Source organism: Streptomyces graminofaciens, from assembly GCF_030294945.1.
Classification (GTDB): Bacteria; Actinomycetota; Actinomycetes; order Streptomycetales; family Streptomycetaceae; genus Streptomyces; species Streptomyces graminofaciens.
On the sequence record NZ_AP018448.1, the window covers coordinates 3,224,076 to 3,241,935 of the forward strand.

At 72.8% G+C, this 17,860-nt stretch carries 17 protein-coding genes and 1 pseudogene; 8 read left to right on the plus strand and 10 right to left on the minus strand.

The window, feature by feature from the left end; all coding sequences use genetic code 11:
* Positions 1 to 146 precede the first annotated feature (146 nt).
* From SGFS_RS13885 to SGFS_RS13895, 3 genes are all read left to right on the plus strand, one after another.
* The gene (locus tag SGFS_RS13885) at positions 147 to 509 is read left to right on the plus strand and encodes a hypothetical protein (RefSeq protein WP_286250321.1); all 363 of its coding nucleotides are present in this window, start codon (positions 147 to 149) and stop codon (positions 507 to 509) included.
* A 279-nt stretch (positions 510 to 788) separates the two neighbouring features.
* Complete coding sequence (locus SGFS_RS13890; RefSeq protein ID WP_286250322.1) at positions 789 to 2,492, plus strand: hypothetical protein; 1,704 nt, start codon at positions 789 to 791, stop codon at positions 2,490 to 2,492.
* Between the two features lie 117 nt (positions 2,493 to 2,609).
* Positions 2,610 to 3,173, plus strand: coding sequence for a hypothetical protein (locus SGFS_RS13895; RefSeq protein WP_286250323.1), 564 nt, complete (start codon positions 2,610 to 2,612; stop codon positions 3,171 to 3,173).
* A gap of 27 nt (positions 3,174 to 3,200) precedes the next feature.
* Here SGFS_RS13895 and SGFS_RS13900 read toward each other — a convergent pair whose 3' ends face one another.
* Positions 3,201 to 3,692: a PPOX class F420-dependent oxidoreductase gene (locus SGFS_RS13900; RefSeq protein WP_286250324.1), complete on the minus strand. Its 492-nt coding sequence runs from the start codon at positions 3,690 to 3,692 to the stop codon at positions 3,201 to 3,203.
* A 58-nt stretch (positions 3,693 to 3,750) separates the two neighbouring features.
* On the opposite strand from SGFS_RS13900, the gene SGFS_RS13905 reads away from it, so the two are divergent.
* The 3 genes from SGFS_RS13905 to SGFS_RS13915 are packed head-to-tail and all read left to right on the plus strand — an operon-like array spanning position 3,751 to position 7,031.
* Entirely contained in the window at positions 3,751 to 4,332 is a 582-nt protein-coding gene (locus SGFS_RS13905) for a TetR/AcrR family transcriptional regulator (protein WP_286250325.1), read from the plus strand.
* A gap of 8 nt (positions 4,333 to 4,340) precedes the next feature.
* Positions 4,341 to 5,777 (plus strand): MFS transporter, encoded by a 1,437-nt coding sequence (locus SGFS_RS13910; protein ID WP_286259917.1) that lies wholly within the window; start codon positions 4,341 to 4,343, stop codon positions 5,775 to 5,777.
* Positions 5,778 to 5,804: 27 nt separating this feature from the next.
* The gene (locus SGFS_RS13915; RefSeq protein ID WP_286250326.1) at positions 5,805 to 7,031 is read left to right on the plus strand and encodes a serine hydrolase domain-containing protein; all 1,227 of its coding nucleotides are present in this window, start codon (positions 5,805 to 5,807) and stop codon (positions 7,029 to 7,031) included.
* A gap of 52 nt (positions 7,032 to 7,083) precedes the next feature.
* Here the strand turns inward: SGFS_RS13915 and SGFS_RS13920 are convergent, their stop codons facing one another.
* The 4 genes from SGFS_RS13920 to ribA all read right to left on the minus strand — a co-directional run bounded on the left by SGFS_RS13920 (position 7,084) and on the right by ribA (position 11,313).
* Entirely contained in the window at positions 7,084 to 8,235 is a 1,152-nt protein-coding gene (locus SGFS_RS13920; RefSeq protein ID WP_286250327.1) for a saccharopine dehydrogenase family protein, read from the minus strand.
* Positions 8,228 to 9,283, minus strand: coding sequence for a saccharopine dehydrogenase (locus SGFS_RS13925; RefSeq protein WP_286250328.1), 1,056 nt, complete (start codon positions 9,281 to 9,283; stop codon positions 8,228 to 8,230). The genes SGFS_RS13920 and SGFS_RS13925 overlap by 8 nt, the downstream gene beginning before the upstream one ends.
* Positions 9,280 to 10,425, minus strand: a complete 1,146-nt coding sequence (locus SGFS_RS13930; protein ID WP_286250331.1) for an NAD(P)/FAD-dependent oxidoreductase — start codon at positions 10,423 to 10,425, stop codon at positions 9,280 to 9,282. The genes SGFS_RS13925 and SGFS_RS13930 overlap by 4 nt, the downstream gene beginning before the upstream one ends.
* A 225-nt stretch (positions 10,426 to 10,650) precedes the next feature.
* Complete coding sequence (ribA, locus tag SGFS_RS13935; protein ID WP_286250333.1) at positions 10,651 to 11,313, minus strand: GTP cyclohydrolase II; 663 nt, start codon at positions 11,311 to 11,313, stop codon at positions 10,651 to 10,653.
* 78 nt (positions 11,314 to 11,391) lie between these two features.
* Between ribA and SGFS_RS13940 the strand changes: the two genes are divergently transcribed.
* Positions 11,392 to 12,153 (plus strand): creatininase family protein, encoded by a 762-nt coding sequence (locus tag SGFS_RS13940; RefSeq protein WP_350283998.1) that lies wholly within the window; start codon positions 11,392 to 11,394, stop codon positions 12,151 to 12,153.
* Between the two features lie 65 nt (positions 12,154 to 12,218).
* Here SGFS_RS13940 and SGFS_RS13945 read toward each other — a convergent pair.
* The 5 genes and pseudogenes from SGFS_RS13945 to SGFS_RS13965 form a co-directional block, all read right to left on the minus strand.
* Positions 12,219 to 13,259: pseudogene (locus SGFS_RS13945) on the minus strand (lysylphosphatidylglycerol synthase transmembrane domain-containing protein); the annotation flags it as partial.
* Positions 13,256 to 14,164, minus strand: coding sequence for a class I SAM-dependent methyltransferase (locus SGFS_RS13950; protein WP_286250336.1), 909 nt, complete (start codon positions 14,162 to 14,164; stop codon positions 13,256 to 13,258). The pseudogene SGFS_RS13945 and the gene SGFS_RS13950, both read right to left, overlap by 4 nt.
* Positions 14,161 to 15,384, minus strand: coding sequence for a glycosyltransferase family 4 protein (locus SGFS_RS13955; protein ID WP_286250337.1), 1,224 nt, complete (start codon positions 15,382 to 15,384; stop codon positions 14,161 to 14,163). Before SGFS_RS13955 ends, SGFS_RS13950 begins: the two co-directional genes overlap by 4 nt.
* Positions 15,381 to 15,779 carry a 6-pyruvoyl trahydropterin synthase family protein gene (locus SGFS_RS13960; protein ID WP_286250338.1) on the minus strand — a complete coding sequence of 133 codons (399 nt, stop codon included), beginning with the start codon at positions 15,777 to 15,779 and terminating at the stop codon, positions 15,381 to 15,383. Before SGFS_RS13960 ends, SGFS_RS13955 begins: the two co-directional genes overlap by 4 nt.
* Before the next feature lie 168 nt (positions 15,780 to 15,947).
* Entirely contained in the window at positions 15,948 to 16,928 is a 981-nt protein-coding gene (locus tag SGFS_RS13965; RefSeq protein WP_286250339.1) for a zinc-dependent alcohol dehydrogenase, read from the minus strand.
* 107 nt (positions 16,929 to 17,035) lie between these two features.
* On the opposite strand from SGFS_RS13965, the gene SGFS_RS13970 reads away from it, so the two are divergent.
* On the plus strand, positions 17,036 to 17,857 hold the full coding sequence (locus SGFS_RS13970; RefSeq protein WP_286250340.1) for a CDP-alcohol phosphatidyltransferase family protein: 822 nt from the start codon (positions 17,036 to 17,038) through the stop codon (positions 17,855 to 17,857).
* The last annotated feature ends 3 nt before the right edge of the window (positions 17,858 to 17,860 follow it).

Genomic DNA, 17,860 nt, shown 5'->3' on the forward strand with positions numbered 1-17,860 from the left:
GGACCCACCCGCTTCCCGGCCGGACTCACCTCCCGGCCGCGCGGCTGCCGTTCTCCGTACCGCAGGGAATACGCTGAGCCCCCACGGACCAGCGGGACGGTGTCGAAGGGGGACGAGTGGGCGGGTACGCGGGTGAGGACGGGGCCGTGCGGAACTCCGTCTCGGGGGACGCCGTGGTGCACGGGCACTCCGTGCAGGCGCAGGTGATCGAGTCGCTGACGTTCGCCGCCCCGCAGGGCTACCGGCCGCCGGTACCGCGCCAACTGCCCTCGTCCAACCACCTGTTCGTCAACCGCGCCGCAGAACTCGGCGCGCTCACCGACGCGCTGACGTCCAGTCGGCTGATCTCGGTCAGTGGGCTCGGCGGCGTCGGCAAGACCCAGCTGGTGACCCGCTGGGCGTCCACGACCGGCGCGGAGCACTTTCCGGACGGGGAGTTGTACGCCGACCTGGAGCGCTCGGCCGGTGTCGCGGCAGCGGCGGAGGAGAGTGCCGGGGAGGACGGCTGAGCCGGGCGCCCGCAGGTGAGCGGGTGCCGGTCGGCGTCCTCGGCGTATTGCTGGTGGCGCGGCTCGCCTTATCGCCGGTGGGCGCGGCTCGCCGTATCGCTGATGGGTTCGCCTCGCCGTATCGCTGATGGGCGCGGCTCGGCGTACCGCTGATGGGCGTGCGTCGCCGCACCCGTGGGCGCGGCTCGGATCTCGTCGGGTCGGCGCCCCTTGTTCAGTACGATCACCCCGTTCCGTCCTGCCCGTCCCTCACCTCCCCCGTCCCGCCGGAGAGTGGCCGTGCCCCTGCTGCCCCGCGTCGTCCAGCGTCGTCCGCTGCCGAGGCGTCGTGGTACCTGGCCTGAGCCGAGGGCGCGGGTGCTGGGTGTCGCGCGGACCCTGACCTCGGCGACGCGGCTGCTGGACGTGTTGGCGCTGCTGCGGCCGGAGGACGGTATCGAGGTCGCCTACACGGTCAATCCGGGTTCGGCCTTCGCCGCCGGTCTTGAGGAGTATCTGGTCGGTGTCGGGGCGGAGTTCGTGCCGTGGCGGGAGGCCACGCGCAGGCGGTTCGACCTCGCGGTGTCGTGCACGGTGAACGCGTCGATGCGGCGCTTGGGCTGTCCGCTGATCGTGCTGCCGCACGGCGCCGGCTACAACCGACTGGTCCCCGAGACCACCGGTGACGCCGTCTCCCCCGCCGGGCTCTCCCGGCGTGAACTCATGCACTGGGGACGGGTCGTACCGGCGGCGATCGGGGTCTCGCACGAGGAGCAGATCGAGCGGCTCGCCCAGGTCTGCCCGCCGGCGGCCCCGCGCGCGCTGGTCGTCGGCGACTGGTGCTTCGACCGGATCCGGGCCAGCTTGGAGCGGCGCGACGTCTACCGCGCCCGGCTCGGGGTCGGCGCCGGCCGGCGGCTGGTCGTGCTGCACTCGACGTGGGGCGAGCACTCCCTGCTCGGGCGCTGCCCCGACCTGCCGCTGCGGCTGGTCGCCGCGCTGCCGGTGGACGAGTTCGCGGTGGCCGCCGTACTGCACCCCAATGTCTGGGCCTGGCATCGCCCGCACAGCGTGTACCAGCGGCTGGCCACGGCCATGGACGCGGGCCTGATGGTGATCCCGCCGCACGAGGGCTGGCGGGCGGCGGTCGTCGCCGGCGACTGGGTCGTCGGCGACCACGGCAGCACCTCGTTCTACTCCGCGGCGGCCGACCGCGTGACCCTCCTCGCGGCCACCGGCCTCGACGAACTCGACCCGGCCTCCCCCACCGCCGACTTCGCCCGCACCGCCCCGCGCCTCGACCCCGACGGCGACCTGTACGAGCAGCTGCGGCAGGCGGCGCGTCAGCACTCCCCGGAGCGGCTGCGCCCGATCGTCGACCGACAGCTCGGGGTGCGCGGGGAGGCCGGCACGATCCTGCGGAGGTGGATCTACGGCCGGCTCGGGATCGATCCGCCCCCTGGACCGCCGCGCCCGGTGCCCGTGCCCGACCCCGAGCTGCGCCGACACCCCGCCCCGGCGACGTACGACGTGACGGGCGGGCCGGAGCCCGACGGCACGGTCCGGGTGACGCGTCGGCCGGTCGTGTCGGGCCTGGGTGAGGCGCGGGGCTTCTTCGCGCGCGCGGACCACGGGCCGGCCGGGCTGCCGCCCAAGAGCGTGGAGGTCCTGGCGCGTACGGTCGTCGACGCCGAGCTGCCGCCGGTGGAATGGGTCGCGCGTGCCGCCGAGGAGTTCCCGGATCTGAACATCGTCGTCGCGCCCCTCGACGACGACCGCTGCCTGGTGCGGCTGCGCGGCGGCCACCTCCTGGAGGCCCATGCCGTACGTCCCTGGGGTCACCCCCGCCCGCGCCTGGACGCCCTGCTTCTCGGCTGCGCCGTGAACCTCTGGTGGCTGGCCGAGACGTCCCGGGACCCGGTCGCCGACGCGGTCGGCTCGGGGCTGCGCGTCCGCACCGGCGAGCGGGTTCTGCGGGTCGAGTTCACACAGCGCCGGGTCTGAGCGGGGCGCCCCCGGTGGAGGGGGCCGCGCAGGTCGGAGGCATGATGGCCGCGCGGCCGCACCCGCGCGGCCGTCAGGCCTTCATCGTCATCAGGCCTTCATCGTCAGGGGGGACATATGAAGCGCGGCGAGGACCCGTACAGAGCCACTCCGCCTCCGTGGGAGGGCTGGCCGTCCCACGAGACCAGTCGGCGGCGCTGGGCGATCGGGCTGAGCATTCCGATCATCGGGGCGATGGGGTGCGGCCTGGTCCTCCTGCTGGGGGTGGGTCTGATGGGCGTCCTGCTCATCGTGTCCCGGCTGTCGGTCCCGATCCCCGACGGCGAGCCCCTCGTCCTGAGCGCGGCCGAGGTCCACGGCACCTGGGTGGACGAGCAGGGCGGGCGCCTGGTGCTGAAGGCGGACGGGACGTTCACCTCGGACGGGATCTGCGGCGACTTCTCCGACAAGAACCTCGGGGATCCGGTCGCGCCGGACCTCGGCGCGGGCACGTGGGAGCACCGCACCGGGGACGACCCGAACACGGACGACACCGTGTCGGAGGTCCACCTGGCGTTCACCCCCGACGAGGTGTGGACCCAGTACGAGGCCCGGGGCACGTCGAAGGACCCCGTCCTGTGGCAGTACATCGGAGACCCCGACGAGGGGAAGCTCTGCGTACTGGAGAGGGCGGGCAAGTAGGGGGCGTGGTGAACGCCCCCCAGGGGCTCAGCGCCCCGCGATCCCGTACGCCCGCTCCACCCGCAGCCGCAGCACCAGCCGGCGGTCGCGGACCATCGCCGCGCGGTAGTCGTCCCAGTCCGGGTGCTCGCCGCGCACGTCCCGGTAGAGGCGGATCAGCTCCTCGACCGTCTCGTCGTGCGGGTCCCGGGCCACCGGCGTGAGGTCGGCCGTGCCTTCGACGACCGTGTACGACCATCGGTCGTCGCTGGTCACGTGGTACGACACCCGGGAATCGCGGCGCATGTTGCGGGTCTTGGCGCGGTCGTCCGTGATGGAGACGCGGAGGATCCGTTCGTCGGGGTCGTACGCGTGGTTGACGTTCGACAGCTGGGGGCGGCCGTCGGCCTTGAGGGTGACGAGCACCCCGCCGTCGTGCTCGGAGAGCAGCTTCAGCAGGGCGTCCCGCGTGGCGTCGGCGTCGGTGTCGTTCGTGTCCTGGGTCACACCTTCGTCAACAGCCCGGGAGGGGTCTGTCATTCCGCATCCGCGACCCCAGCTGTAGACACTGTCTACTCTCGCCTGGTAGACAGTGTCTATGAGCGATGAGCGGAGTGCCGGGCTGCGGTCCCGGCTGGTCGACGTCGGTGTGGAGCTGGTGACGAGCGAGGGGGTGCAGGCGCTGTCCCTGCGAGAGATCGCGCGGCGGGCGGGCGTCTCGCACGGGGCGCCGCGCCGCCATTTCCCGACCCATCTGGAGCTGCTGTCGGCCATCGCCCGCCGGGGGTTCGAAGACCTGGCGGCGAGGGGTGCCGCCGCGATCGGCGACGGTTCGGCAAGCCCGCGCGAGCAGCTCGCGACGCTGGGGCGCGTGTACCTCGACTTCGCGTTCACCAACCGTGGCATGCACGAGCTGATGTTCCGTCATGATCTGCTGGACAGCGGCAGGTTGGGGCTGCGCGAGGCGAGTCTGCCGGTCTTCGGACTGCTCGTGGACCTGGTCGGGCGGGCCCGGCCCGACGTCGACGCCCGGCATGTCGCGGGCGCGCTCCTCGCCAACCTCTACGGCATCGCCCAGCTGTGGACCTGGGGCAGCCTCCAACTCACCACGGGCGCAGTCGACTTCGCCCCACTGCTGCGGACCGCGCTGGACGCGCACCTCGGGAGGGACGAGCCGTGAGGGCCGCCATGGCGGAGAAGGGCGCCCCGGCGGTCGCACCCGCGCCCCACCGTCGGCTCACCCTCGCGGGCAGTGTGCTCGGCGCCGCGATCGTCGCCCTCGACGGAACCGTGCTCACCATCGCCCAGCCCACCCTGCAGCGCGATCTGGGCGCGTCCTTCGCCGAGGTGCAGTGGACCGGCACCGGGTATCTGATCGCGGTGGCGAGTCTGCTGGTCTTCGCGGGACGGCTCGGTGACCGCTACGGCCATCAACGGGTGTTCGCCTGCGGGATGTTGGGGTTCGGCGCCGCCTCCGCCGGCATCGGGTTCGCGCCCGGCGTCGGCTGGGTGATCGGGTTGCGGGTCGCGCAGGGCGTGTTCGGCGCGCTGTTGCAGCCGGCCACGCTCGGCATGCTGCGCGCGGCCTTCCCGCCGGACCGGCTGGCGATGCCCATCGCGCTGCGGACGAGCGCCATCGGCCTGGCGGTCGTGGCCGGTCCGCTCGTCGGCGGTGTGCTGGTGACCCAGCTGGGCTGGCGGTCGGTGTTCTTCCTCAACGTCCTACCGGCGCTGGTGATGGGCCTGGCCGCATTGGCCGTCCGTGCCCCGGAGGTTCGCGGGGCCCCGGTCGGCGGGCTCGATCTGGCGGGCGCCGCCCTGCTCGCCGCTGCCTTGGCGGGTCTTGTGCACACCCTCGTCGGCATACCGGAGCACGGCTGGACGGCGACCGGCGTACTGGTCCTGCTGTCGACCGCCGCCGCGGCCGCCACCTTCGTATGGCATGAACGGCGTGCCCCGAGCCCGCTGTTGCCGCCCGCCGTGCTGCGGTCGTCGGCGGTCGGTGCGGCCCTCGGGGTGCTGGTCGCCGCCTCGGCTGCGATGCTCGGAGCGATGTTCGTGGGCAGTTACGTCCTCCAAGGCGCGCTCGGTATGGACCCGTTGCGCACGAGCCTGACCGCGCTGCCCGGCGGTTTGGCGATGGCGGTGGTCGCGCCGGTCGCCGGTGTGCTGCTGCGCCGGTGGGGTGCCCGGCCGACGACCGTCACCGGGGCGGTGCTGCTCACCGCCGGGATCCTGGCGCTGTCGCGGATCGGGCCGGGCTCGTCGGCGGTGGCGATCGGCGGCGGATTCCTGCTGCTGGGCGCCGGGTTCGGCGCTGTGATGGTCACCGCGACCGCCGTGGTCGTACGGCATGCCCCGCCCGAGGCGGCCGGGGTCGTGGGCGGGCTCCAGCAGACCGCGTTGAACGTCGGCCCCACGCTGGGTGTGGCGGCGGCGACCACGCTGCTGCCGCTGTCCGACGCTCCGGGCGGTGTCGCGGCGGGCCCCTCGCTGCTGTCGCTCGCCGCCATGTCCGCGCTGGGGGCGCTCCTCGCTGCGCGAATGCCCCGACACGACAGCCCCGCGAGGGATGGAAGTCCGCCGGTACGGAACCATGAAGACAAGGACGTACGGGAGCCGTGACCTGGCTCACCGGGGAGGAGAAGCACCATGGAACGACTGCGCCAAGAGGTCGAGCCGCGCGAGGCCGGACTCGACCCGAAGGTCCTGGCCCACCTGGACGAGTACCTCTCCCACCAGGTCGACGACGGCCGGCTGCCCGGCTACCTCCTGTCCCTCGCCCGGCACGGCCGCGTCGCGCACCTGACCACGTACGGGCACCGGGACCTCAGGTCCCGACTGCCCGTCGAGACGGACACGTTGTGGCGGATGTACTCCATGACGAAGCCCGTCACATCCGTCGCCGCACTGATACTGATCGAGGAGGGCCGCCTCTCCCTCGACGACCCGGTGGCGCGGTACATCCCCGCCTTCGCCGAACCCCGGGTGTACGAGTCCGGTGAGGGCGCGGACACCCGCACCCGCCCGGCCGAGCGGCCCATCCTGGTCCGTCACCTCATGACCCACACCTCGGGCCTGACCTTCGGCTTCTACTACGACCACCCGGTGGACGCCCTCTATCGCGACGCGGGTCTGGAGAACTCCGTGCGGCCGGGCGCGACTCTGGCCCAGACCTGTGACGAGTACGCGCGTCTGCCCCTGCAGTTCGAGCCGGGCACCCAGTGGAACTACTCGGTCGCCACCAACGTCCTCGGCCGGATCGTCGAGGTGGTGTCCGGGCAGGCGCTCGACGAGTTCTTCGCCGAGCGGATCCTCGGCCCGCTCGGGATGACGGACGCGGGCTTCCAGGTCACCCCCGAACAGGTCGGCCGACTCGGCGAGTTGTACGGGGAGCAGGACGACGGCTCGATCGCCCCGGTCCCGGGACTTCCCCTGCGCGGGCGCCCGCGGTTCCTGTCCGGCAGCGGCGGCCTGGCCGCCACCGCCCGGGACTACCACCGCTTCAGCGAGTTCCTGCGCCGCCGCGGCGAACTCGACGGGGTCCGTCTGCTGACCCCCGAGTCCGTCGACGCCATGGCCACCAACCAGCTGCCCGGGGGCGTCGACATCCACTCCCACGGCAGCCCGGCCCACCGGGGCCCGGGCAATGTGGGCATCGGCTTCGGCCTCGGTGTGTCGGTGGTCGTCGACCCCGAGGTGACCGAATGTCCGTCCTCCCTGGGCACGTTCGGCTGGACCGGGGCCGCCACCACCATCTTCTGGGTGGACCCGCGCCGTGATCTGACGGTCCAGTTCCTGACGCAGGTCCGGCGGCGGACGTCCTTCTCCGTCTACCCGGAGCTGAAGCGGCTGGTGCACGAGGCGATACGGAACTGACGGGCCGCGTACGGCCCCCGCAGTGAGCCGGGGCCGCCTTCGCCCCGGCCCGCTATCCGACGCGCAAGGTGAACTCGACGCCCTCCTCCGCCAGTTCGGCCAGCCACGCCTCCGAGCGCTCCCCCGTCTCCGCCGCCCGGTTCAGTCCGGCCGGCAGCGAGCCGTCGAGGATGTGCCGGACGCCCAGGGCGAGCGGCCGGGACACCAGGCGGGCCATGGCGCTCTCCTCCGCCGTACCGACCAGGTCGAGCAGATAGCGGCCGGTCCAGCTCTCGCCCGACCCCGCCCGGACGTCGAGCGCGACTTCGAGTACGACCCGGTCGCGGTCGGCCTCCGTGGTCGGATGACGCGCCGCCAGCTCCCGGGCCAGCGCGGCGATGCGTGCGTCGTCACCGCCCCGGAGTTCCTCGAAGACCGGGGCCCAGGCGGTCAGCCAGCCGTCGAGGCGGAGGGTGCCGCGCACGAACGTCAGCGGTTTCCACGAGGGCGGCGGGGCGTACTGGTCGACGAAGGGGACGCTGTCCCGGTTGGGGTACGCCTCGAAGGTCTCGCCGTCGATCACGTGCGGGCGGGTGGCCTCCCAGGGGCGGGCGGCCGTCGTCTCGGCCCCGTCCGCGAGGTAACGGGCCGGTGAGCGCAGGGCGTTGAGCACGCCTGCGGGGGCCCAGCTGAAGCGGTACCTGAAGTCGTTCGGGACGGCCGGGACGCCGCCGCAGTACGAGGTGAGGGTGTACGAGGCGGCGGTCTCGGGGCCGATCGCCTCGCTCGCCCGCGCGATCAGGCTGTGCGCGAAGAGGTGGTCGATGCCCGGGTCGAGGCCCGCCTCGGTGAGGACGGTGACCCCGGCCGCCTCGGCCGCCGGCACCTGGTCGAGGACCGCGTCCGACACATAGCTGGAGCAGGCGAAGTGGGCCCGCGCCGCGACACAGACGGCCAGCAGCGGGCCGTGTTCCGGCGCCGGGAGCATCGACACGACGACGTCACCCGGGGCCAGCTCGGCCGCGAGCGCCTCGGGCGTGTACGCACGTGGCTCGGCGCGCCCGCTCAGGCCCAGCGCGGCCAGGGCCTCCCCGGCGCGCTCCTCGGTGCGGTGCCACACCCGAACCCGTGCGGCGGCGCCGCACAGGGACGCAAGGCCGCTGCCCGTGGACAGGCCCGCGCCGATCCAGTGGACGGTGCCGCTCGCGGGAACCGCGTCAGCCATCGGGCAACTCCCTTTTGTCGATACCGAGTTCACGGTTCGCGTCGTGGAACCTCGCAAGACAGCGCCCCCACGGCCCGTCGGTCCCGAACGCCTCCAACTGGGGCAGGAGCGCGGCCGAGAAGTCCGTGCTCGCCTCCCGGGGCAGCAGGGAGGGCAGATTGTCGATGGCGATCAGGTCGAGCGGGGGCTGCTCGCGCAGCCGTCGTACGGGGTGCTCCCAGTCGGTGGTCGTGTCGTAGATCGGCAGGACGTTCATGGGCGAGCCGACGTCGACGGTGACGTCCGCGAGGGTCCGCAGCCGGCGGTCCGGGCCGTCGAGGTCCTTGTCGGTCAGGAAGGGCGGGACCGGGCTCGTCGTCAGCACGGTGTTGACCATCAGCTCATGGGCCAGCAGCGCCCGCCGGTCCAGATCGCGGGTCTCGGCCACGTCCCAGCAGGTCGGCTCGACACCGGCCTCCTCCAGCGCCGTACACGCTCCCCGGCCGCTGCGGCCGAGGGCGCCGATCACCAGGGCACTCAACTCGCCCTTGCCGGACCGCAGTTCGGCCTGCATCTCCTCCCGGGTCGTGGGGACGAGCGGGGTGCGCAGACCGCCCCGGTGGTGGAGCACCGCGAGGGCCGCGCCCAGGTATCCGGCCCAGAAGCCGAAGGCGGCGAGCCTGCGGCCGTGCTCGTCCACCAGGTACTCCAGGTCGAGCAGCTCCCCGCCCCCGGCCGCGAACCTGCGCAGCAGCGCCTCGGCACCCGGCTGCCCCTTGTAGGCGTGCCCGAAGAAGATATGACGATGCGTCAATTCAGTGGGCTCGTCGGGGAGTTCCTTCAGACCCACGATCACGGCGTCCTGCGGCGCCGACACCCAGGAGCCCGCCGCCGCGACCTGGCACCCGGCCTCCTCGTACGCCTCGACGGGGAAGATCCGCTGTGGGGACTCCTCGACCGTCAGCGTCACACCGCTCTCGATGAGCCGCCGCGCGTCGGACGGCACGATCGGGGTGCGGCGTTCGGTGGTGCGGGTCTCGTGGCGGAGCCACAAGTGGAGCCGGTTCATACGAGGTTGACCTCCGGGCGCAGGGCGTCGGCCGAGAAGCGGTCGACGCTCAGGGGGCTGATGTCGACGAAGGGTACGCGCCCCAGGTACAGGTCGCGGACCACCTCGCCGACCGCCGGGCCCTGCAGGAACCCGTGGCCGGAGAAGCCGGTGGCGTAGAGGAAGCGGGAGCAGGAAGAGGCCTCGCCGATCAGCGCGTTGTGGTCCGGCGTGATCTCGTACAGGCCCGCCCAGCCGCCCGTGCGGCGCAGGTCGAGCAGGGCCGGGGCGCGGCGCTCCATGGCCTCGTACAGCCGGGGTATCCAGCGGTCGTGGGTGTCGGTGGCGAAGCCCGGGCGCTCGTCGGGGTCGGACATGCCGAGGAGCAGACCGGGGCCTTCACCGTGGAAGTACAGGCTGCTGCTGAAGTCGATCGTCATGGGCAGCTTGGGCGGCAGGTCGGGGACCGCTTCCGTGACCGCGATCTGGCGGCGCAGGGGTTCGACCGGGAGGTCCACGCCCACCATGGCCCCGACCGACCGGGACCAGGCGCCGGCCGCGCAGACGACCGTGTCGGTGACGATCCGGCCCTGGTTGGTGACCACTGCCGTGATCGTGTCCCGCCAGGTCTCGATGCCCGTGACCGCGCAGTTGCGCAGCACGGTCGCCCCGTGGCGGCGGGCGGCGGCCGCGTAGCCGTGCACGACGGACTCGGGGGTGCAGTGCCCGTCGTCGGGCGAGTACGCGGCGGCGAGCAGTCCGTCGGTGCTGATGAGCGGGGAGAGCCGCTGGGCCTCGGCGGGGTCCATCATGCGGCTGGGCACCCCGAGGTCGTTCTGGAGCTGGACGCTCGCCTCGAACCGGGCGACGTCCTCGGGGGTGGACAGCAGGAAGAGATAGCCGACCCGGTGCAGGTCGATGTCGCGCCCTGGCTCCTGCTTGAACCGGGCGAAGGCCTCCAGGCTGCGGGCGCCGAGCTGGATGTTGAGTTCGTCGGAGAACTGGGCCCGTACACCGCCGGCGGCCCGTGAGGTCGAGCCGGAGGCCAGTTCGTCGCGTTCGACGAGGACGACGTCCTCCACTCCGGCCAGGGCCAGGTGGTAGGCGATGCTCGTGCCCATGACACCACCGCCGATGACGACGACTCGTGCGCTGCGGATCACGAACGCGGCTCCCTCCGCCGGGCCTCGACGACTGGGGTGAACGCATCGCCCGACTTCAGTCAGGTCTTCCACGACTGGCGAACGTTCATGCGGCACAGTGGCCGACTCGGTCGGAGGCGGCACGATCACCGGCCGCGCGGGGCAGCCCGGCGGGCGCGGCGGCCGGTGTCGGGGTCGCCCCCGTGTCGGCCGCCGCGCGGGCCCCGCGCTCGGGAACCGAGCAGGTCAGGAGGAGCTGACCGCCGCCGCGTCGAGGTGCGGCAGGTAGTGGTCGAGCCGCTCCCGCTTGGTACGCAGGTACGTGATGTTGTCCTCGCAGGGCGTGATCAGCAGGGGGACCTGCTCGGCGACCTGGATGCCGTGGCGCAGCAGCGCCTCCCGCTTGCGCGGGTTGTTCGACATCAGCCGCACCGACCGTACGCCGAGGTCGTGCAGCATCTCGGCCGCCACCCGGTAGTCGCGGGCGTCGACGGGCAGGCCGAGCGCGATGTTCGCCTCGACCGTGTCCAGGCCCTCCGACTGGAGCTTCATCGCCTGGAGCTTGGCGAGCAGGCCGATGCCCCGGCCCTCGTGGCCGCGGAGGTAGACGAGGACGCCCCGGCCCTCGGCCACTATCGCCCTGAGCGCGCTGTCGAGCTGTTCGCCGCACTCGCAGTGCTGCGAGCCGAACGCGTCACCGGTCAGGCACTCGGAGTGCAGGCGAATGAGGATTTCCTCGCCACCGCTGATGTCGCCGTACACCAGCGCCACTTGTTCCTCGCCCCGGTCCTGGTCGAGATAGCCTACGGCCTCGAAGTCGCCATAGGTCGTGGGCAGCGGTGCATTCACCACGCGCACGGCACCGGAGGACTGGGAACTGGCGCCGAGTACACCAACAGTTTCTGTCATGATCTGGTTCCTATCTGGTAAGCCCTGACGTCATGCGAAAATGACGGAACATCAGCAGAGACGAAAGGCCGGGAAAAGATGAGCGGTTCGAGTCTTGTACCGACGGACACCACCGCGGACGTACGCGCGCGCGGGGCCGGCATCGAGCGGCAGGTCGCGGTGCTTCCGGTGGGCAGTTACGAGCAGCACGGACCGTATCTGCCGCTGGCCACCGACACGCTCGTGGCCTGCGCGATCGCCTCGGAGATCGCCGCCGCGTACCCGGTGCACCTGCTGCCGCCGGTGACGATCGCCTGCTCGCACGAGCACGCGGCCTGGCCGGGCACGGTCAGCATCTCCGCGACGACCCTGCACGCCGTCGTGCGGGACATCGCCGCCTCCCTGCGCCGGTCGGGCGTCGAGGCACTGGTGGTGGTCAACGGCCACGGCGGGAATTACGTCCTGGGCAATGTCGTCCAGGAATCCACCGCGGAGGGACATCGAATGGCTCTTTTCCCGGCGATGGAGGACTGGGACGCCGCCCGTGAACGGGCGGGCGTACAGACCTCGTTGCTCAGTGATATGCATGCGGGAGAAATTGAGACCTCCATACTTCTGCATTGCCATCCCGAATTGGTCCGGCCGGGTCACGAGACCACCGATTTCCTTGCCGACGACCGCCGTCATCTCCTCTCCCTCGGTATGTCGGCCTACACCGATTCCGGTGTCATCGGCCGTCCGTCCCTGGCCTCCGCCGAGAAGGGGAGGGAACTGCTTGCGGGGTTCGTCGAGTCCTTCGGGGCGTACTTCTCCGTGGTCACCTCGAAGGACTGGGGCTCGGCGCCGCCGTCGGGTGTCTGACGCCGGGCCCGCAGCGAGCCGTACCGGCGCCCTACGAGGACGAGGGCGCCCGGCAGGCTCGCCGCGAAGCTGAGCACGCCGTAGACGACGGCCACGGTCAGCCCCTGGGAGGCGCCGAGGCCCGCGGCGCCGAAGGACCAGGCGGTGACGCCCTCCCGGGGGCCCCAGCCGCCGACGTTCAGCGGCAGGCCCATGGCGATCAGGGCGAGCATCGCCAGCGGCAGCAGTTGGAGCGGGGACGCGGTGGCACCGGCGACCCGCGCGGCGAGCAGGAACATCGCCACGTACCCGGCGAGCACCACCACCGACGAGATCAGCACGGCCGGCCAGCTGCCGCGGGCCAGCAGCGCGCCGCGCGCCTCGGCGAGGAGGGCCTTCAGGCGCCCGCCCCGGCCGCCCGTCGACGCGCTCCGCGCCCGGCCCATCCGTACCGCCGCCCAGATGGCGAGCGCGCCCAGCGCGGCCGGCGCCAGCACGGCCGCCGTGTGCCGGGTCTGCGCCAGCACCGGGGAGTCCATGGTCAGCAGGACCGTTACGCCTACGACGGCGAGGGCGAGTTGCCCGGCGGTGCGCTCCAGCACCACGGCCCGCACCCCGCGCCCCATGTCGCCGGAGCTCTGCCCGTGCCGCACCGCGCGATGCACATCGCCGAGGACACCGCCGGGCAGTGCCGCGTTGAGGAACAGCGCGCGGTAGTAGTCCGCGACGGCCGGGCCGAGCGGCACCCCGACGTTCAGCGCCCGCGCCACGACACACCAGCGCCAGGCGCTGAACACCGTGGTCAGCGCGCCGATCCCGACGCCGGCCAGCAGCGTCACGCCGTCGATCCGCCGCAGCCCGTCCAGGAACACGCCGGTGCCGAGCCGCCAGAAGAGCACGGCGACGATGGCGGTCCCGGCGAGGGTGCCGAAGTGGGTGCGCAGGAAGGTGAGGGCGGAGCGGCGGCGGGGCGCGGCCTCGGCTGTCGGCCGGTCGATGTCGTACGACGCCTCGCCGGGAGCCGTCACGGCCTCGGGGGTCACCGTCACCGAAGTCGCTCGCACCGGCCGTATCCGGGTGTCGACCGCCAGGGGACGTACGACCGCCTCCTCCACCCGCGCCGTCATGACGCTCCGCCCGTCGGCCGGGGCAGGGCCAGCAGGTCGCTGTGGTGGACCGTGACGCGCAGTTCGCCCGCGGCGCAGGCCTCCAGGCGGTCGCGGAGGTAGGCCTCGGCGTGCCGGGCGAGGTCCGGGCGCTGTTCGCAGGCGGCGGCGACCCAGCCGCGCAGCCACTCCTCGGTGAGCGCGATGTGGCGTTCGTCGAGGTGCCAGGGGCTCGGGTGGACCCGGACCGTGGCGCCGTGCTGGGCGAAGGCCTCGCAGGCCACGGTGATCGCGTCGGGGCCGAGCAGTTCGGCGGCGCGCTGGTGGGCGTTGAAGGCCTCGGCCATCTCGGCGTCCAGGGGGTGGGCCGGGATCAGGTCCACCCGGCCCACGACGGAGAGGGTCAGCAGGGCCGGGACTCCTGCGGTGGCGCAGGCCGCGGCGAGCGTCTCGATCTCCTCGCGGGTCAGTACGTCGAGAAGCGCGGACGCCGTCACCAGGGAGGCGTCGGCCAGGTCGGCCGCCGTCAGCCGGCCGATGTCGCCGCGGCGTGTGGTGACCGTGACGGGGCTGCCGTCGGCGCCCGCGCGGGGGGCCCGCGCGGTGGCCAGGCGCAGCAGGGCGGGGTCGTGGTCGTGCAGCACCCACTGCTGGGCGCCGTCGAGGCGGGGGGCGAGCCAGCGGCCCATCGAGCCGGTGCCGCAGCCGAGGTCGTGCACGACCACACCGTGGTGACGGCCCGGCAGATTGGCGAGCCGGATCCGCAGCGGGTCGAGCAGCTCCACCGCGCGGGCGTCGGCGTCGACGGGTTCGCGCAGCTCAAGCCACTGCGGGGCGTACCCCTGGGCGTCGGGCTCCTGTGTGTCGGCGCCGCGGCCGGCGAGGCTCAGGCCCGCGCCGGACGCGGAGGAAGTGGTCGTACTCATGCGGCCCTCCGAGGTTCGTGCCGCAGCCGGCCGAGGACACCGGCGAGGCTGCGGGCCGTGGTCGCCCATCCGTCCAGCGCGGCGCGGCGGCCCCGCGCCGCCGCCTTCAGCCGGCGACGTACGTCGGCCTCCTCGAACCAGCCGCGCAGTTCCACCGCGATGGCCGCGGGGTTCTCCGGCGGGACGAGGATGCCGGGCACGCCGCCGTCGGGGGCGCGGCCGACGGCCTCGGGGAGACCGCCGACGTCGGTGGCCAGCACGGGGATGCCGCGCGCGAGGGCCTCGGTGACCGCCATGCCGTAGGTCTCGGCGTAGGAGGTGAGGACCATGAGGTCGGCGGCGGCGTAGCTGGCGTCGAGTGCGGCGCCGGCCTGGGCCCCGGCGAGGTGCAGCCGGTCCTGGAGGCCGAACTTCTCGACGAGGGAGCGGATGTGGGCGACGTACTCGGGCTCCTGGTCGATCCCGCCGACCAGGACGCAGCTCCACGGCAGGTCGGTGACGGTCGCGAGGGCCTCGACCAGCCGGTGCTGCCCCTTGCGCGGGGTGACGGCGGCGACGCACAGCAGCCGGGAGACGCCGTCGGTGCCGGAGGCGAGCGGGGCGATGTCGGCGCCGGGGGCGGCGACATGGACGCGCTCGGGGGCGAGCCCGTGGTGGGAGACGAGCCGGCGCACCGCCCATTCACTGGTGGCGACCACGGCGGAGACGGCCCGCAGGACCGTGCGCTCCTTGGCGTCGAGTTCGGCGGCGACCTGCGGTTCCAGGCCCGTCTCGTCGCCGAGCGGCAGATGCACCAGCACGGCGAGGCAGAGCCGTTCGGCCTCGGGGACGATGATCTCGGGGACCCCGCAGGCGACCAGGCCGTCGAGGAGGACGACCGTGCCGTCGGGCAGTTCCCGCAGCGTACGGGCGAGTTCGGCGCGGTCCGTCTCGCCGGGGCTCGGCCAGCTGCCGGCGACGGTGTGCTTGTGGACCTGCCAGCCGAAGCCGGGCAGGTCGAGGCAGATCCGGCGGTCGTAGGCGTTGCCGCCGCTCGGCCGGGCCAGGTCGTCGACGCCGCCCGGCATCACGAAGTGCGCCGAGCGCAGGGACATGGGGATGATCGCGGCGTTCCGCAGCGCCGCGTTCTGCACGGGCACATAGCCGAGCCTCAACTGCTCACCCCCGTTTGCCTGGGTGGCGGTGTCGATGGCCGCCCGGTCGATGGTCGTGTCGGTCACAGGGCACGCTCGTAACTCGCCCAGGCGATGTGCGACTCGTGCAGGGTGACGGTGAGGGAGGCGATGCCCTTGGCGTTCTCGCCGAGGGCGCCCTTGTGGATGCGCTCGGCGAGCCGGTCGGCTACGACCTTGGCCAGGAACTCCGTCGAGGTGTTGGTGTTCGCGAAGTCGGGCTCGTTGTCGAGGTTGCGGTAGTTCAACTCGCTCACCACGGCCCCGAGCTCCTGCGTGGCCAGTCCGATGTCTACGACGATGTTGTCGTCGTCCAGCTCGGCGCGGCGGAAGGTGGCGTCCACGAGGAACGTGGCCCCGTGCAGGCGCTGCGCGGGACCGAAGACCTCGCCGCGAAAACTGTGGGCGATCATGATGTGATCGCGGACGGTGATGCTGAACAACGGACGACCCTCCAGTGCGGTACGTCTGCCCCCGGGCCGGGGCATGCCGTGTAGTACGGCTGGTCCCTACCCGTTGTTCAGCCGAGTTTTGCGGTTTCTTTGGAGGTCAGGGTTCCGTTCGGGCAGTTCAGGGGCGGGAGGGACGACCTCGGTTGTGTAAGTGTCGGCTCACTCGGCGTCGTAGCGGACCCGGTGGCACAGCGCCGGCAGCTCGCCCGAGGCGAGTCGTGGCATCACGTCCGGGAGTTCCCCGAAGGCGCACTCGCCGGTGATGAGCGCGTCGAAGCGGTCGTCGGCGAGGAGTTCGAGGGAGAGGGCGAGCCGGTCGGCGTAGGTACGGCCGGGGCGGGCGGACGGGGAGACGGTGCCCACCTGGCTGCTGCGGACGGTGAGCCGGCGCGAGTGGAAGGCCTCGCCGAGCGGCAGGGCGACGCGCCGGTCGCCGTACCAGCTCAGCTCGATCACCGTGCCCTCGGCGGCCAGCAGTTCGAGCGAGCGCTGCAGTCCCTGTTCGGTGGCGCTGGCGTGCACGACGAGGTCGCACTCGCCGAGCGCGTCGCCGGGCAGCGCGAAGTCGACGCCCAGGGCGCGGGCGAGGTCGGCGCGCGCGGGGTCGGCGTCGACGAGTTGGACGCGTACGCCGGGGTGGCGGGCGAGCAGCGCGGCGACCGAGCAGCCGATCATGCCGCCGCCGACGACGGCGATCCGGTCGCCGATGAGGGGCCGGGCGTCCCACAGCGCGTTGACGGCGGTCTCGACGGTGCCGGCCAGCATCGCCCGCGCGGCGGGCACGGAGTCGGGGACGACGGTGACCGCGCTCGCCGGGACGACGTACCGGCTCTGGTGCGGGTACAGGCAGAAGACGGTCCGGCCGACGAGCGCGTCCGGCCCCTCCTCCACCCGGCCGACATTCAGATAGCCGTACTTCACGGGGCCGGGGAACTCGCCCTCCTGGAAGGGCGCGCGCATGGTGGCGTACTGGTTCTCGGGCACCCCACCTCGGAAGACGAGCGTCTCGGTGCCCCGGCTGACCCCCGAGTACAGGGCGCGGACGAGGACCTCTCCGTCGGCGGGTCCGGTGAACGACTCCTCGCGGATCTCGCCCCGGCCGGGGGCAGCGAGCCAGAAGGCGAGCGCTGTGTGTTTCATATGCGTCTCCGTGAACGGTCCGGCGATTTGCCACGTACGCAGCGGTGGGAGTCGCGCACACGGTACGCGGCGAAGATCGACTCTGTCACACGTTCGGAAGGTATGCGGTGGCCCTGATCAACACATACGACGGCCGGCTGTTGCTCTCGGAGACGACCGTGGGCGCCGGTGCCCAGGTGCTGCTCCTCGCCTTCCTGGGCACGGCGATCGGACTGGGCCCGGCGGGCTGGCTGACCGGGCTGGCCTTCGGGCTCGCCACCTGGGCCGTCCTCAACCGCGCCCTGCTGCGCACCCGGACCCGCACCTTCGGCCCCGCCAACCGCGTCACCCTCGGCCGGGCGATACTCGTCGGCGCCGTCACCGCCCTGGTCGCCGACTCCTTCCAGAGCTCGCCGCCCGTCTCGCTCTTCGTCGGCCTGACCGCCGTGGCCCTGATACTCGACGGCGTCGACGGCAAGGTGGCCCGCCGCACCGGCACCTCGACCGCGCTGGGCGCCCGCTTCGACATGGAGGTCGACGCGTTCCTGATCCTGGTGCTGAGCGTGTACGTCTCCATGTCGATGGGCCCGTGGGTGCTGCTGATCGGTCTCATGCGGTACGTCTTCGTCGCCGCCGCCAAGGTCATGCCGTGGCTGAACGGTTCCCTCCCGCACAGCATGGCCCGCAAGACGGTCGCGGCCGTCCAGGGTGTGTTCCTGCTGGTCGCCGCCTCCGGTCTGCTGCCGTACACGGCGGGTTTCGGCCTGGTCGCGCTGGCGCTGGGCTCGCTGCTGTGGTCCTTCGGCCGGGACATCGCCTGGCTGTTCCGGACGCGGGAACAGCGCAGGAGCGAGTGGGCGGCCACGGTGACCGTGGAGGAGACGGTGACCGCGGCCGTGGCCGCCCTGGAGACGGCCGACCCGCGCGAGGCGGAACTCGTCCGCAGCTGAGCG